Genomic DNA, 14,749 nt, shown 5'->3' with positions numbered 1-14,749 from the left:
TTGGCTATTTTCCTGTGTCTTTCAGATGGTACAGCAGGTCCAGGGCTTCACGTGGTGTGAGCTCGTCCGGGTGAATTTCTGACAGCAGCTGTTCCACTGGAGAAGGGCCCGCTGGGGCTGATTTTTGTGGGGCTGGGGCGGCGGCAAAAAGCGGCAGGTCGTCGATTTGGATTTTGGCCCCGGCACCTTCGCGGCTGCCCTTTTCCAGCATATTCAACACATCGCGGGCCCGGGCGACAACGCTGGCAGGCAGGCCAGCCAATTGTGCGACCTGAACACCATAAGACCGGTCGGCGGCGCCTTTGGTGACCTCGTGCAGGAAAATCACTTCGCCTTCCCATTCCTTGACCGCAACGGTTGCATTTTCGACACCACTGAGCGTGTTCGAGAGCTGGGTCAATTCGTGGTAGTGGGTGGCAAAGAGGGCGCGCGATTGGTTCACCTCGTGCAGGTGTTCGAGGGTGGCCCAGGCGATGGAAAGCCCGTCATAGGTGGCGGTGCCACGGCCGATTTCGTCGAGAATGACCAGGGCGCGGTCGTCAGCCTGGTTGAGTATGGCGGCAGTTTCGACCATTTCGACCATGAAGGTGGAGCGGCCACGGGCCAGATCGTCAGAGGCCCCGACGCGGCTGAAGAGCTGGCTGATCAACCCGATATGGGCCGTTTCACATGGCACATAGCTGCCCATCTGGGCCAGGAGGGCAATTAAGGCATTTTGGCGCAGAAAGGTTGATTTACCGGCCATGTTGGGGCCGGTCAGCAGCCAGACAGCGGCGCCATCTGTGGCGCTGAGATTGCAGTCATTGGCGACAAATGCATCGCCGCCCTGTTGCCGCAGAGCACGTTCCACAACTGGGTGACGCCCACCGGTAATGTCAAAGGCGCGCGAGGTGTCGACCTTGGGGCGGGTCCAGTTTTCGCCCCGTGCCAGATCGGCAAGGGCGCAGACAAGATCCAGTTCCGCCAGGCCCCGCGCTGCGGTGTTAAGCCGGGCTGCCTGATCCATAACTGCCGCAGATAGCCTGGAATAGAGCCGTTTTTCGATCTCTAGCGCGCGGCCGCCAGAGTTGAGGATGCGGGTTTCGATCTCGCTGAGTTCTACCGTGGTGAAGCGCACCTGATTTGCGGTGGTTTGACGGTGGATGAATTTGTCAGTGAGCGGCGGCGACAGCATCTTGTCCGCATGGGTTGCGGTGGTTTCGATGAAATAGCCCAGCACATTGTTGTGCTTGATCTTGAGCGAGGCAATGCCCGTTTCACTGGCGTAGGTCTGTTGCATGGTGGCAATGACAGAGCGGCCTTCATCGCGGAGGGTGCGGGCCTCATCCAGACCGTCGTCATAGCCGACTGCAATGAAACCACCATCGCGGGCCAGGAGGGGTGGTTCCGCAATCAGGGCGCTGTCAAGCAGATCGAGCAGGGCGTCAAAGCCAGTCAGATCCTGGGTTGCACTGGCAATAAGCGGCGGTAGCTCTTGGCTATGATTGGACGCGGCTATGGCGCTTGCCTGGGCCAATCCGTTGCGGATTGCGGCCAGATCACGGGGCCCACCACGATCCAGTGCCAGGCGCGACAGGGCGCGGTCCAGATCTGGGGTTTTGCGCAGGGCGGTGCGCAGCTCATCGCAGAGCTGGTCGCGGTCCACCATGAAATCCAGTGCTGCCAGGCGGGCATTGATTACATCAAGGCTGCGCGAAGGGCTGGAGAGCCGCTGTTCCAGCAAGCGGGCGCCGCCGGGGGTGACGGTGCGGTCGATCACGGCGAGCAGCGATCCCGCCCGCCCACCTGAAAGAGAGCGAGTGAGTTCAAGGCTAGCGCGGGTAGAGGCATCAATCTGCACCACACGATCCTGGACTTCCTGCTGCGGCGGTTGCAGCAGTGGCAACTTGCCCTTTTGGGTGATTTCCAGATAGTCGATCAGCGCCCCCATGGCGGAAATTTCGGCGCGGGAAAAAGTGCCGAAACCATCCAGTGCGCTGACGGAGAACAGATTGCAGATGCGCTTTTCTGCGGCGGTGCTGTCAAAACTGGCCTTGCCCAGCGGGGTCAGGGGGATCTTGTATTCACTGGCCAGGGGGGCTGCTGAGTCATAGGAGGGACCCTCGGCGACGATCAGTTCTGATGGTGCAAGGCGGGCGAGTTCTGGGGACAGCCGCAGCTGGCTGATCGGCATGACGTGAAAATCCCCGGTGGAGATATCGGCCCAGGCCAGGGCTGCCTCGTCGCGCAACACGCAGTAGGACACCAGAAAGTTATGGCGCCGCGCTTCCAGCAGGGAATCTTCGGTCAGGGTGCCGGGGGTGACCAGCCGGACCACATCGCGTTTGACCACCGATTTGCCGCCGCGTTTCTTGGCTTCGGCCGGGGTTTCCAGCTGTTCACCCACCGCCACGCGAAAGCCCTTGCGGATCAGCGTCAAGAGATAGCCTTCGGCGGCATGAAACGGCACACCACACATCGGGATATCCTCATCGTTGTGCTTGCCGCGTTTTGTCAGGGCGATATCCAGCGCTTCAGCGGCATTGACCGCGTCGTCAAAAAACATCTCGTAGAAATCGCCCATCCGGTAAAACAGCAGCGCATCCGGATATTGTGCCTTGATGTCGAGGTATTGCGCCATCATCGGCGTGACTGTGGCCAAGAGAGATCTCCGCGTATCGGGGTGGGGTTTGTCGGGGTGACCATACAAACCGCCGACCTGCGACGAAAGGTGAAAACGTATAGTCGTTGTGGCAACCCACCGGCTGGGCTATGAAGTTCCAGCCCCCTTGGAAAAAGAACGACGGATACGATGCCCAAAGCAAAGATCACCGATGAAGAAGCCCTCGCCTTTCACCTGGATCCAACGCCAGGGAAATGGGAGATCAATGCCACCGTTCCGATGACGACGCAGCGCGATCTGTCGCTGGCCTATTCGCCCGGTGTTGCGGTCCCCTGCGAGGCGATCGCGGCCAACCCTGAAACCGCCTATGATTATACCAACAAGGGCAACCTTGTGGCGGTAATTTCAAACGGCACGGCGGTTCTGGGTCTTGGTAATCTTGGCGCGCTAGGGTCGAAACCGGTGATGGAGGGCAAATCTGTTCTCTTCAAACGCTTTGCCGATGTGAATTCGATTGATATCGAGCTGGACACCGAAGACCCGGATAAATTCATCGAAGCCGTGCGTCTGATGGGGCCAACTTTTGGCGGCATCAACCTCGAAGATATCAAGGCACCTGAATGTTTCATCATTGAGCAGAAGCTCAAGGAAGAGATGGATATTCCGGTGTTCCACGATGACCAGCACGGCACAGCGGTGATCTGTGCGGCGGGGCTGATCAATGCGCTGCATATTTCGGGTAAAAAGATCGAAGACGTGCGCATCGTTCTGAATGGGGCAGGGGCGGCTGGTATTGCCTGCATCGAACTGCTGAAACGCATGGGCGCGCGGCACGAAAACTGCATCGTATGTGACACCAAGGGTGTGATCTATCAGGGCCGGACCGAGGGCATGAATCAGTGGAAATCGGCCCATGCCGTGACCACAGACCTGCGGAGCCTGGAACAGGCGATGGAGGGTGCCGATGTTTTCCTTGGCGTATCGGTCAAGGGTGCGGTGACCCAGGATATGGTCAAATCCATGGCTGACAATCCGGTCATTTTTGCCATGGCCAACCCCGACCCGGAAATCACCCCGGAAGAGGCTCACGAGGTGCGCGTTGATGCCATTGTGGCCACCGGACGGTCTGATTATCCCAATCAGGTCAACAACGTGCTGGGCTTTCCCTATCTGTTCCGGGGCGCGCTGGATATCCACGCCCGCGCCATCAATGACGAAATGAAGATCGCCTGCGCCCATGCACTTGCCGCACTGGCGCGCGAAGACGTGCCGGATGAGGTGGCGCTGGCCTATGGCAAATCTCTGACCTTTGGCCGCGACTATATCATCCCCACACCCTTTGATCCGCGTCTGATCCACCGCATTCCACCTGCCGTGGCCAAGGCAGGGATGGATACCGGTGCTGCGCGCCGCCCCATTATCGATATGGAGGCCTACGAGGTTGGCCTGAAGGGTCGGATGGATCCGACTGCCTCTATCCTGCGTGGTCTCAATGCACGGGCGCGTTCTGCGCAAAGCCGGATGATCTTTGCCGAAGGGGATGATCCAAGGGTGCTGCGCGCCGCCGTCAACTACCAGCGGTCTGGTTTTGGCAAGGCGCTGGTGGTGGGGCGCAATGACGACGTAAAGCAAAAGCTGGAAGCCGCCGGTCTCGGCGATGCCGTCCGCGAGCTTGAGATTGTCAATGCTGCCAACACTGCGCATTTTGATGTCTACAAAGACTTTCTTTACAAGCGCTTGCAGCGCAAAGGCTTTGATCGCAAGGATGTGCACCGCCTGGTCGGGCGTGACCGGCATGTGTTTTCAGCCCTGATGCTGGCCCATGGTCATGGTGATGGTCTTGTGACAGGTGCGACACGCAAATCGGCGCATATTCTGGATCAGATCAACCATGTGTTTGACGCTGACAGTAGCCATGGCGCCGCCGGGGTAACGGCGCTCTTGCACAAGGGGAGGATCGTGCTGATCGGCGATACCTTGGTGCATGAATGGCCCAATGAAAACGACCTGGCTAATATTGCCGAACGTGCTGCCGGTGTGGCGCGCCATATGGGGCTTGATCCTCGGGTGGCCTTTGTCAGCTTTTCAACCTTTGGCTACCCGGTTTCGGAGCGGGCTGAAAAAATGCACCTGGCCCCAGCCGAGCTGGACCGCCGCAGGGTGGATTTTGAATATGAAGGCGAGATGACCGTCGATGTGGCGCTCAACGCCGCCGCCCAAGAAGCCTATCCCTTCCAGCGCCTGACTGGTCCGGCCAATATTCTGATCGTGCCGGCTCGGCACTCGGCCTCTATCTCGGTGAAACTGATGCAGGAAATGGGCGGCGCCACCGTTGTTGGCCCCATTCTTTCTGGCGTGGATAAACCAATCCAGATTTGTTCTACCACCTCTACCGCCAATGATGTGCTGAACATGGCCGTTCTGGCGGCCTGCAATATCGGGTAGATCACATGGCAATATGGAACCTCGGATCCATCAATGCAGATATGGTCTATACCCTGCCGCACCTACCCGGCGCAGGTGAAACTCTCGCGGCAACCGGGCTAGACCAGTTTCTGGGCGGCAAGGGGGCCAATATGTCGGTCGCTGCCGCCCGTGCCGGATCGGTGGTACATCACATCGGCGCGGTCGGCCCCGAAGGCGGCTGGGCGGTGGCACGGCTGATGGAATATGGCGTCGATACCCGCCATATCGCCAGTCTCGGCCAACCCACCGGCCATGCCATAATCGCTGTGGAGCCGTCTGGTGAAAACCAGATCATCCTGTTTCCCGGTGCCAACCGGGCCATCAGCCAGGATCAGATCGGTCAAGCGCTGAGCGCTGCAAATGCTGGCGACATGCTGGTGCTACAAAATGAAACAAACATGCAGGCCGAGGCGGCGCAGATGGCACAAGATCTAGGTCTGAAGGTGGCCTATGCTGCCGCCCCGTTCGACGCAAAGGCGGTGCAGGCCCTGCTCCCCTTTCTCGATCTGTTGTTCCTGAACGAGGTCGAGTCACAGCAGTTGCAGCAGGCCACCGGCAAGGCGCCCGATGGGTTTGGCATTGCGGATGTGATTGTCACGCTGGGGGCCCGTGGGGCGCGTCATTATAGCAGCACGACGTCCCAGGTGCAGGATGTGCCCGCCCTGCCAGTCACAGCTGTCGATACCACCGGGGCCGGCGATACCTTCACGGGTTATGTTCTGTCCGCATTGGATCGCGGCTTGCCCATGCCGCAGGCTCTGGCGCTGGCGGCTCGGGCAGGTGCTCTGATGGTGATGCGCCACGGCACAGCTGATGTGATTCCCAATCTGAAAGAGGTGCAGAACGCTCGCTTTTGACGCAGATCTGCCGCGTCTTCATTTGGCCTGAAATATCCCGGGGGTGAATTGCGCCTGGGCGCAAGAGGGGGCTGGCCCCATGGGCGGCCTCATAGGCTTGGTAATAGCCTTTGGTGGTGGCCCGACCCTAGAACATGGTGCGTAAAATAGAATGGGTATAGCGTGTTGCGTGACTGATCATGCACGCGACAGGCTCTAAATGACGCTGGGCACCGATGAAAAAAGGCTCTCAACGCACCAGAAACAGCTACCTACGACGGTCCATGCCTCTGTTGTCTGGGGCTTAGCCTCATGGCTGCGCAGCACCAGAGCCAATACCATAAAGAGGGCCAGCGCGATGGGTTTCAGAGTATTCAACTGGGGCATTGCGCCCTCCATCTTGCAGTATTTCTGCACTCTGCGGCGGCAGCGGTATTGCTGCAACCCGGTGACATCGAATCTCACGCAGAGGTGAGAGCAAGTTACCGCTTGGAAATTGGATCCAATCCTTCTAGCGTGCCGTCAAACGGAGGATACCATGTCAGAAAAGATGAGCACCCATCAGGCTGCAGAAGATAAGCGCAACGAAGAGATCCTGATCTATCTGAATGGTAAAATCGTGCCCAAGGCCGAGGCCACGGTCAGCGTTTATGACAGCGGCTTCATGCTGGGCGATGGGGTTTGGGAAGGGCTGCGGCTGTATAATGGCACATGGGCCTTTATTGACGCCCATCTTGATCGCCTGTTCGAGGCCGCAAAAGCGATTGATCTGGACATTGGTTTGGACCGAGATGGCGTGAAAAATGCCATATTAGAGACACAAAAGGCCAATGGCATGACCACAGATGCCCACGCACGGTTGATGCTGACGCGGGGGGTAAAGACGCGGCCGTTCCAGCATCCGTCCTTGTCGCAGCAGGGGCCGACCATGGTGATCATCATGGAACATTCCAAACCCAACCTGCCGCGCCCCATCCGGCTGGCAACGGTGCCGCATCTGCGTGGACTGCCGATGACCCAGGATCCAAAGCTGAATTCCCATTCCAAACTGAACTGTATTCTGGCCTGCATTGCGGCGGAAAAGGCTGGTGCGGATGAGGGGTTGATGCTGGATGTGAACGGCTTTGTGAACACCACCAATGCCTGCAACTTTTTCATCGTGCGTGGCGGTGCCGTTTGGACATCGACTGGGGACTACTGCATGAATGGAATTACTCGGCAAAAGGTCATCGACCTATGCCGCGCCAATGATATTCCCGTGTTTGAACGCAACTACTCGCTGGTGGATACCTATGGCGCCGATGAGGCCTTTTTGACCGGGACCTTTGGCGCGCAGACCCCTGTGGGGGATATTGATGGCCGCCAGATCGGCAGCGGTGAAATGGGACCCGTGACCAAGCGTATTCGTGCGCTGTACAAGGACATGATTGAAGCGGAGTGCGCCTGATGCGGATCGCCATGTGGTCCGGCCCGCGCAACCTGTCGACGGCGATGATGTATGCCTTTGGCAACCGTGGTGACTGCGCGGTGGTGGATGAACCCTTCTATGCGGCCTATCTGGCCATGACGGGCCTGACACATCCGATGCAGGCAGAAATCCTGGAAAGCCAGCCACAGGATGCCAAGGCCGTGGCAAAGACCCTGTTGGGACCAGTGCCTGCGGCCAGGCCCTATTTCTATCAAAAGCATATGACCCAGCACATGATCGCCGGGGTGCCGCGGGATTGGATGCGTGAGGTCACTAACGTATTTCTGATCCGCCATCCGGCACGGGTCATCGCCTCTTATGCGGCGAAACGGGAGAACCCGACGCTGGATGACATCGGCTTTCGCCAACAGGCAGAGCTGTTTGAGCTGTGTCAAAGTTGGGGACAGGTGCCGGTGGTGGTGGATAGTCACGACATTCGCGAAGACCCTGGCGCCAAGCTGGCGCAGCTCTGTGATGCGATTGGCTTGCCGCCTTCGCCAAAGATGCTGAGTTGGCCCAAGGGCGGCCACCCGGATGATGGTGTCTGGGCCCCCGTCTGGTACGGTGCTGTGTGGAATTCAACGGGTTTTGCCGGTGCCGAAGGCCCGTTGCCGCACGTGCCTGATGACCTGCGTCCAGTATTGGATGCTGCTTTGCCTTATTATGAGGCGATGAAGGCGCAAAAGATCTGAAAGGTATTTGCGGGGGCTTTGCCCCCCGCGCCTGGGGGCAAAGCCCCCAAGGTATTTATGGTAAGATGAAGCGCGTCAGCCGATCAGTTTCCCCAGCTTCATCGCGATGGACATATCGCCTGAAATTTTCAGCTTGCCCATCATCACCCCGGTCATCGGGTTCAGCTTGCCTGAGAGCAGCTTTATCAGATTCTCTCGGGTGAGTTTGATGGTGCAATCGGTGTCGCGATCAGTTGTTGTAGCGCTGCCATCGGCCAGAATGATGACGCCATCCTTGCCACAGTCAAATTTCAGCGATCCCTCAACGGTCTTCCCGTGAAGCCCGTCAGATATGCCATCTGCAATGTCTTGTAGCACCATCGGATTGCCCCCTTGGACTGTCACGCAAAGGGATAGGCCTGCCCCCGATAGCTGGCAAGCCTGACGAGGCGGCAAGGGTAGGACAAAAGGAAAAATTCCCAGGATTAGAGCCTGTTTCGCCGTTTAGGCGATCGCTTGAAGGGTCATGTCGCAGGGGCTGGCGGCAAAGAAGGTTGCCAGAACTTCGGCAAAGACATCAGGTGCGCCGGGAACCGCGGCAAACAATGTCATCGAAGAGCGCAGCTTCTTGGCATCTGTTGCCCCAAGGATGCTGGCGGCCTCTTGCCCCTGATGGGACAGCATCAGTTGGCTGACCTCAACCAGGCGGGCGCGCAGAGTGTCGTGACCCAGATAGGCGGTGGCCTCTGCCAGGTCTTCGATACCGTAGAGCTGCGCCATGTGTGACTGGCCCAGTTCGGCCAGCTGGGGAAAGACGAACCACATCCAGTGGCCCGTCTTCTTACCCGCACTCAGCTCTGCCAGGACATCCGACCAAACGGTATCCTGGGCCTCGACAAACATCTCCAGCTCTTCTTCGAAATCATCCTCGAAATCACCGTTTATGTCGTCAAAGTCGCTCATTTTTTCAACCGACGATCACGGGCTGCCAGAAGTTTCAGGCGCAGCGCGTTGAGCTGGATAAAGCCCGCGGCATCGGTCTGGTCATAGGCGCCGGCATCTTCTTCAAAGGTCACATGGGCCTCGGAATAGAGCGAATGATCGGACCAGCGGCCAACGGTCGAGGCCATGCCTTTGTAGAGCTTGAGACGTACGGTGCCGGTGACATGGCCCTGGCTGGCATCGATTGCGGCCTGCAGCATTTCGCGTTCGGGGCTGTACCAGAATCCATTGTAGATGAGTTCTGCATATTTTGGCATCAGCTCATCTTTGAGATGCATCGCACCCCGGTCCATGGTGATGGATTCAATACCGCGATGGGCCTCGAGCAGGATGGTGCCACCAGGGGTTTCGTAGATGCCACGCGATTTCATGCCGACAAAGCGGCCTTCGACCAGATCGAGGCGGCCAATACCGTGCTTGCGGCCATATTCGTTCAGCGCTGTCAGCACGGTGGCGGGCGACATGGTCTCACCGTTTATGGAGACGGGATCGCCTTTTTCAAAACCGATTTCGATGAATTCGGGTGTGTCTGGTGCATCTTCGGGATTAACCGTGCGCTGATAGACATAGTCGGGCGCCATTTCGGCGGGGTCTTCCAGCACCTTGCCCTCGGAAGAGGTGTGCAAGAGGTTGGCATCCACCGAGAAGGGGGCTTCGCCGCGCTTGTCCTTGGCCACGGGGATTTGGTTTGCTTCGGCAAATTCCAACAGGCGGGTGCGCGAGGTCAGATCCCATTCGCGCCAGGGGGCGATGACCTTGATATCGGGGTTCAACGCATAGGCGGCCAGTTCAAAGCGCACCTGGTCGTTGCCCTTGCCGGTGGCCCCATGGGCGACGGCGTCGGCACCGGTGGCTTCGGCGATTTCCACCAGACGTTTGGAGATCAGCGGCCGCGCGATTGAGGTGCCCAGCAGGTAGAGCCCTTCATAGACGGCATTGGCGCGGAACATTGGGAAGACAAAGTCGCGCACGAATTCTTCGCGGACGTCTTCGATATAGATGTTTTCAGGCTTGATGCCGAGCATCTCAGCCTTTTTGCGGGCGGGCTCCAACTCTTCACCCTGGCCAAGATCGGCGGTGAAGGTGACAACTTCGCAGCCGTATTCGGTCTGCAGCCACTTCAGGATGATGGAGGTATCAAGGCCACCGGAATAGGCCAGCACAACTTTCTTGGGCGCGGACATGGAATTTCCTCTCAGTCAGATCGATTGGCCGATACCGGGTTTCACGCGCGAGGGCAAGGTTTGGCGGGGTTTTCCTTTCTTATGCACTCGCATAACGTGACAAAATATATGCAGTTCTTTCGTGGGGTATTGGCCGTGACAGGTTGGAAGATTTTTTCACATTCAGTTTTCTTACTGAAACATAATTTTAGTGATGCGGTCAAAATTTCCTGGCCGCTGATCTTGATCACCGTTTTGGGGTTCATTTTTGGCAGCTCGGCTGAGGTCAGCGGAGATTATGGCGCAGCACAACAGGTAAAAGGCGCGGATATTTTGTTGCAGTTGGCCATGGCCGTTGCCGGTGTCTGGGTGGCCGTCGCCTGGCATCGCTATGTACTGCTAGAGGAGGTACCCGGTCCCATCCCGCCGTTTCATGGCATGCGCATGCTTTCCTATTTCTTCACCGCAGTTTTGCTGGGCCTTGGCATTGGGCTGTTTGTTGGCATTGCTGGGGCTGTGATCGGGATGGTGACCTATAACCTGATGCCAGTGTTTTTCGTGCTGATGTTTGCGCTGGTTGTTGTGGCTATCTGGATGTTTTACCGTCTGTCGCCCTTGTTGCCAGCTGCGGCGCTGGGTGAAAATCTGGGCGTGAAAGAGGCCTGGGAGGCCACCGCGCAGATTTCAGGCGCTGTTTTGATGGCGGTACTGTTCCTGGCCGTTTCTGCCGTTGCCATTGGCGCGATTGCGGCCTTTGTGCTGCTGCCCCTAAGCATCCCGTTGGGGTTGGCGGTGATTGCGGCGTTGCAATGGGCCTATAGCATGGTTGGGATCAGCATTTTGACTACCATCTATGGCATCAGTATCCAGGGGCGGTCGCTGTAACCCGGGCACCTTTGCGCCTGACATTGGCCCAGCCCCCTTGCCTTGGGGGCTGGCTTGGGCCACTCAATAGCACATGAGCAATCCAGACACCCCTTTTCATACCGCCGCCCGTGCCGCCGAAGCGGCGATGCGCGACGTTTTTCCCGCAACGCCATTGCAGCGCAATGTGCATCTGTCTGAACGGTTTGAGGCTGATATCTACCTCAAGCGCGAAGATCTGAGCCCGGTGCGATCCTACAAGATCCGTGGTGCCTTTAACGCCATGCGCAAACAGCCTGATCAGCAGTTGTTTGTTTGCGCCTCGGCGGGCAATCACGCGCAGGGCGTGGCCTTCATGTGCAAACATCTGGGCGTCAAGGGTGTGATTTTTATGCCGGTGACGACACCGCAGCAGAAAATCCAGAAAACCCGGATGTTTGGCGGTGACAATGTCGAGATCCATCTGGTTGGCGACTATTTTGACGTCACGCTGGCCGCGGCTCAGGACTGGTGCGCCCGCGAAGGTGGGCATTTCCTGTCGCCTTTTGACGATGCGGATGTGATTGAGGGGCAAAGCTCTATCGCGGTTGAGATCGAGGCGCAGTTGGGGCGGGTGCCGGACCATGTGGTTCTGCCAGTGGGCGGCGGTGGCATGTCTGCCGGTGTCACCACCTGGTTTGGCGATCGGGTGCACAGTCTTTATGTCGAACCGGCTGGCGGGGCCTGTCTGCGTGCCGCACTTGCTGCCGGGCGACCGGTGGCGCTGGACCATGTGGATACATTTGTCGATGGCGCAGCGGTGGGCCGCCTTGGCGCGCGCCCCTATGAGGCGCTGAAACATGTGCTGCTACCGGATGTCATTGCCCTGACAGAAGACCGGGTCTGCGCCACCATCATCGAGATGCTGAATGTCGAGGGGATTGTGCTGGAACCGGCGGGCGCTTTGGCGATTGAGGCGCTGGGCGATCTGCGGTCCTGGATTCGCGGCAAGACGGTTGTCTGTGTCACCTCGGGCGGGAATTTTGATTTTGAACGCTTGCCAGAGGTCAAGGAACGGGCGCTGCGTTACAGCGGCGTCAAAAAATACTTTCTCTTGCGTCTGCCGCAGCGGCCCGGCGCTTTGAAAGAGTTCCTTGGCATGCTGGGGCCAGAGGATGATATCGCGCGGTTTGAATATCTGAAGAAATCGGCCCGAAATTTTGGTTCGGTCCTGATCGGGATAGAGACTAAGCGGCCAGAGAATTTTTCGGACTTTTTTGCGCGGCTGGATGCGGCGGGTATGTCCTATACGGATATCACCAGTGATGAGACACTGGCGCAATTCTTAATTTAAAACAGTATTTTACGGTCAGTTAATGGTTGGAAACCTCTGCCAGGAAGACCTGTTTTGACTGATCGAAGTTTGCCAGAATTTCTGGCAGGTCGACGGTATCTGCTGCACCCCCGGCTGCTTGGCGTTCGCCTTTGAGGCAAAGGTCCGAGAACTGGTCAAAGCCAAGATTCAAGGCACATCCCTTGAGGAAATGCAGGTCTTGTTCCAGCTGGCCGCGATCATCACCACGCAGCTTTTCAATAATTTCGTCGACTTCCTCTAAAAAAAGTTCCACTACTTCGTCAAATCCATCGGACCCAATTTCGTCTTTCAACTCTTTTACCCGAGGCCAATTTATCATTATCGTGTTCCTGTTTGCCTTCAGTTTGCGGGGGTTAGACTGGCTATATATAGTAAACTTATGATGAAAAATCGACAACAAGACAAATTTTCACGTTCATATCGTATTAAAGGTCTGCACGGATAGTAACAGCAGTGATAAGGCCGCGATCATTTTTTAAGAGGTACCAAGGGTGCTGCAAGAAGGTTCATCGGACAACGAGGAACACGCCATGAGCGGGTCGATTAGTCGTGTGCTGGTCGTCGATGATAGCCGCTTGCAGCGCCGTATTCTTGTTGCCTCCTTGCAAAAGTGGGGGTTCGATGTCGTTGAGGCAGACAGCGGCGAGGCGGCGATGGAGATTTGCCGCCAAGAGCCGCCGGACCTGATTCTCAGCGATTGGATGATGCCGGGGATGAATGGGCTGGAATTCTGCCAGGCCTTTCGCGAACAATCCAAAGATAATTACGGCTATTTCATTCTGCTGACCTCCAAGAGCGAAAAGAACGAGGTGGCCGAAGGTCTGGATGCCGGCGCCGATGATTTTTTGACCAAGCCGGTCAGTTCGGATGAGCTGCGGGCGCGGATATCCGCAGGCGAACGTATCCTGCGGATGCAGCGCGAGCTGTCGGAAAAGAATCGAATCGTTTCCGACACGCTGGGCGAATTGCAGCGCGTTTATGACGCCATCGACAAGGATCTTATCCAGGCCCGCAAAATTCAGGAATCACTGGTGCCGGAACTGTCGAAAGAGTTTGGCTCTTCCACGGTGAGCCTGCTGCTGAAACCCTGTGGCCATATCGGCGGTGACCTGGTTGGCATGTTCTGCCCCAGTGTGAACCAGATCGGCTTCTATTCGATTGATGTGTCGGGGCATGGCATTACCTCGGCGATGATGACTGCCCGTCTGGGCGGCTATCTGTCTTCGACTTATTATGATCAGAACGTCGGGATGGAGCAGCGATTCAAGCGGTTCTATGCCCTGCGGCAACCGGATGAGGTGGCGCGGCTGCTGAACGCGCGCCTGATTGCGGATACCGGGATCGAAGAATATTTCACCATGGCCTATTGCATCGTCGATCTGCGCAATGGGCTGTTGAAAATGGTGCAGGCCGGACATCCGCACCCGCTGTTGCTGCGCCGTGATGGCACCACCGAATTCCTTGGTAAGGGGGGTGTGCCGATCGGTTTGGTTCCCGATATCAGCCACAGCCAAGAAGAAATATACCTGGAAAAAGGCGATCGCCTGCTGCTGTATTCTGACGGGTTCACCGAGGCGCGGCTGGAAAACGGCGAGATGCTGGAGACAGAGGGCCTGCTGGAACTGATCGGCAAATGTGATCGGGGCCAGAGCGGCAAAGAGTTCCTGGATGATCTATACTGGAACCTGACGCAGATCATGTCGTCGGAACATGGGCTGGAAGATGACGTCTCGGCTACCCTGTTTGAATTCGAAGGTCCCTGATTCAGGGGCCCAAACGGCACGACAATCGCGCCGCGCTAGCGCTTGCAGAAATACTGCTGCGCAAAATGCCGATCCCCCGGATTCCCAAGGCAGGATATGACATCCTGTGGTGCCAACCAGACCGCCTGATGCTGGCTTTCGGCGGGTGGACCCAACCGGCGCAGGGGGCGGGCGACATAGATCTGGCAGATCTTCTCGGCCCAGAGGTCATATTCCGGCATGAAGGTATAGCGGCGAAACGCGCCTAGCCGCCGGGGCGCAGCAATGGACCAGCCGGTTTCCTCAAACACTTCGCGGTGCAGCGCCGGAAGGGGCGATTCGCCCGGATCAATGCCGCCTCCGGGCAGTTGAATCTCCGGGCCGGGCTCTAGCTGGCGAGTCAGTAAGACCTGGCCATCACGGGGCAAAATCGCATAGACACCGGGGCGCATGCGATAGTTTTGACCCAGCCGTGGCCGCTCTCCGAATCGTCTGATCATATCGCCCCCTTCACTCTATTGTGTAAAACCCTATATAGGCTCGATATGCCAACCCTCGGCGCGTAAGGAAACCCCCATGGC

The 14,749-nt window shown here is 57.6% G+C and carries 13 protein-coding genes; 7 read left to right on the top strand and 6 right to left on the bottom strand.

Annotation, left to right across the window (positions count from 1 at the left end):
• Window positions 1-4: 4 nt before the first annotated feature.
• A complete protein-coding gene (gene mutS / locus LRK71_RS04335) occupies window positions 5-2,623 on the bottom strand; it encodes a DNA mismatch repair protein MutS (RefSeq protein WP_232401968.1) in 2,619 nt (872 codons plus the stop codon).
• Between the two features lie 168 nt (window positions 2,624-2,791).
• Between mutS and LRK71_RS04330 the strand changes: the two genes are divergently transcribed.
• From LRK71_RS04330 to LRK71_RS04315, 4 genes are all read left to right on the top strand, one after another.
• Window positions 2,792-5,047, top strand: a complete 2,256-nt coding sequence (locus tag LRK71_RS04330) for an NADP-dependent malic enzyme (protein ID WP_232401371.1) — start codon at window positions 2,792-2,794, stop codon at window positions 5,045-5,047.
• A 5-nt stretch (window positions 5,048-5,052) separates the two neighbouring features.
• On the top strand, window positions 5,053-5,925 hold the full coding sequence (locus LRK71_RS04325) for a ribokinase (protein WP_232401369.1): 873 nt from the start codon (window positions 5,053-5,055) through the stop codon (window positions 5,923-5,925).
• Window positions 5,926-6,442: 517 nt separating this feature from the next.
• Window positions 6,443-7,351 (top strand): D-amino acid aminotransferase, encoded by a 909-nt coding sequence (locus tag LRK71_RS04320; protein ID WP_232401367.1) that lies wholly within the window; start codon window positions 6,443-6,445, stop codon window positions 7,349-7,351.
• Window positions 7,351-8,064 carry a sulfotransferase-like domain-containing protein gene (locus LRK71_RS04315; RefSeq protein WP_232401365.1) on the top strand — a complete coding sequence of 238 codons (714 nt, stop codon included), beginning with the start codon at window positions 7,351-7,353 and terminating at the stop codon, window positions 8,062-8,064. Before LRK71_RS04320 ends, LRK71_RS04315 begins: the two co-directional genes overlap by 1 nt.
• A gap of 75 nt (window positions 8,065-8,139) precedes the next feature.
• Here LRK71_RS04315 and LRK71_RS04310 read toward each other — a convergent pair whose 3' ends face one another.
• The 3 genes from LRK71_RS04310 to LRK71_RS04300 all read right to left on the bottom strand — a co-directional run bounded on the left by LRK71_RS04310 (window position 8,140) and on the right by LRK71_RS04300 (window position 10,229).
• Window positions 8,140-8,424, bottom strand: a complete 285-nt coding sequence (locus LRK71_RS04310; protein WP_232401363.1) for an SCP2 sterol-binding domain-containing protein — start codon at window positions 8,422-8,424, stop codon at window positions 8,140-8,142.
• Between the two features lie 123 nt (window positions 8,425-8,547).
• Window positions 8,548-9,006 carry a DUF1810 domain-containing protein gene (locus tag LRK71_RS04305; protein ID WP_232401361.1) on the bottom strand — a complete coding sequence of 153 codons (459 nt, stop codon included), beginning with the start codon at window positions 9,004-9,006 and terminating at the stop codon, window positions 8,548-8,550.
• Window positions 9,003-10,229, bottom strand: a complete 1,227-nt coding sequence (locus LRK71_RS04300) for an argininosuccinate synthase (RefSeq protein ID WP_232401359.1) — start codon at window positions 10,227-10,229, stop codon at window positions 9,003-9,005. Before LRK71_RS04300 ends, LRK71_RS04305 begins: the two co-directional genes overlap by 4 nt.
• Window positions 10,230-10,451: 222 nt before the next feature.
• Between LRK71_RS04300 and LRK71_RS04295 the strand changes: the two genes are divergently transcribed.
• Both LRK71_RS04295 and ilvA read left to right on the top strand, forming a co-directional pair.
• Entirely contained in the window at window positions 10,452-11,093 is a 642-nt protein-coding gene (locus LRK71_RS04295; protein ID WP_232401357.1) for a hypothetical protein, read from the top strand.
• A gap of 73 nt (window positions 11,094-11,166) precedes the next feature.
• A complete protein-coding gene (gene ilvA, locus LRK71_RS04290) occupies window positions 11,167-12,405 on the top strand; it encodes a threonine ammonia-lyase IlvA (protein WP_232401354.1) in 1,239 nt (412 codons plus the stop codon).
• A gap of 19 nt (window positions 12,406-12,424) precedes the next feature.
• On the opposite strand, the gene LRK71_RS04285 is transcribed toward ilvA, so the two are convergent.
• The gene (locus LRK71_RS04285) at window positions 12,425-12,745 is read right to left on the bottom strand and encodes an Hpt domain-containing protein (protein ID WP_232401352.1); all 321 of its coding nucleotides are present in this window, start codon (window positions 12,743-12,745) and stop codon (window positions 12,425-12,427) included.
• 211 nt (window positions 12,746-12,956) lie between these two features.
• Here LRK71_RS04285 and LRK71_RS04280 point away from each other — a divergent pair, with 211 nt between their 5' ends.
• Window positions 12,957-14,189, top strand: a complete 1,233-nt coding sequence (locus LRK71_RS04280; protein WP_232401350.1) for a PP2C family protein-serine/threonine phosphatase — start codon at window positions 12,957-12,959, stop codon at window positions 14,187-14,189.
• Between the two features lie 35 nt (window positions 14,190-14,224).
• Here the strand turns inward: LRK71_RS04280 and LRK71_RS04275 are convergent, their stop codons facing one another.
• Window positions 14,225-14,668: an NUDIX hydrolase gene (locus LRK71_RS04275; protein WP_232401348.1), complete on the bottom strand. Its 444-nt coding sequence runs from the start codon at window positions 14,666-14,668 to the stop codon at window positions 14,225-14,227.
• Window positions 14,669-14,749: the final 81 nt, after the last annotated feature.

This window comes from Pseudophaeobacter flagellatus (assembly GCF_021228235.1).
In the GTDB taxonomy this organism is placed as follows: domain Bacteria; phylum Pseudomonadota; class Alphaproteobacteria; order Rhodobacterales; family Rhodobacteraceae; genus Pseudophaeobacter; species Pseudophaeobacter flagellatus.
The sequence above is the reverse complement of the archived record's forward strand: the minus strand, read 5'-3'. Positions and strand labels throughout refer to the sequence as shown.

Bases quoted from the DNA above. Each gene is read 5' to 3' on its own strand.
- LRK71_RS04275 (WP_232401348.1), bottom strand. From the start codon at position 14,668: ATGATCAGACGATTCGGAGAGCGGCCACGGCTGGGTCAAAACTATCGC.
- LRK71_RS04330 (WP_232401371.1), top strand. From the start codon at position 2,792: ATGCCCAAAGCAAAGATCACCGATGAAGAAGCCCTCGCCTTTCACCTG.
- LRK71_RS04320 (WP_232401367.1), top strand. From the start codon at position 6,443: ATGTCAGAAAAGATGAGCACCCATCAGGCTGCAGAAGATAAGCGCAAC.
- mutS (WP_232401968.1), bottom strand. From the start codon at position 2,623: ATGATGGCGCAATACCTCGACATCAAGGCACAATATCCGGATGCGCTG.
- LRK71_RS04305 (WP_232401361.1), bottom strand. From the start codon at position 9,006: ATGAGCGACTTTGACGACATAAACGGTGATTTCGAGGATGATTTCGAA.
- LRK71_RS04310 (WP_232401363.1), bottom strand. From the start codon at position 8,424: ATGGTGCTACAAGACATTGCAGATGGCATATCTGACGGGCTTCACGGG.
- LRK71_RS04325 (WP_232401369.1), top strand. From the start codon at position 5,053: ATGGCAATATGGAACCTCGGATCCATCAATGCAGATATGGTCTATACC.
- LRK71_RS04300 (WP_232401359.1), bottom strand. From the start codon at position 10,229: ATGTCCGCGCCCAAGAAAGTTGTGCTGGCCTATTCCGGTGGCCTTGAT.
- LRK71_RS04315 (WP_232401365.1), top strand. From the start codon at position 7,351: ATGCGGATCGCCATGTGGTCCGGCCCGCGCAACCTGTCGACGGCGATG.
- LRK71_RS04280 (WP_232401350.1), top strand. From the start codon at position 12,957: ATGAGCGGGTCGATTAGTCGTGTGCTGGTCGTCGATGATAGCCGCTTG.
- ilvA (WP_232401354.1), top strand. From the start codon at position 11,167: ATGAGCAATCCAGACACCCCTTTTCATACCGCCGCCCGTGCCGCCGAA.
- LRK71_RS04285 (WP_232401352.1), bottom strand. From the start codon at position 12,745: ATGATAAATTGGCCTCGGGTAAAAGAGTTGAAAGACGAAATTGGGTCC.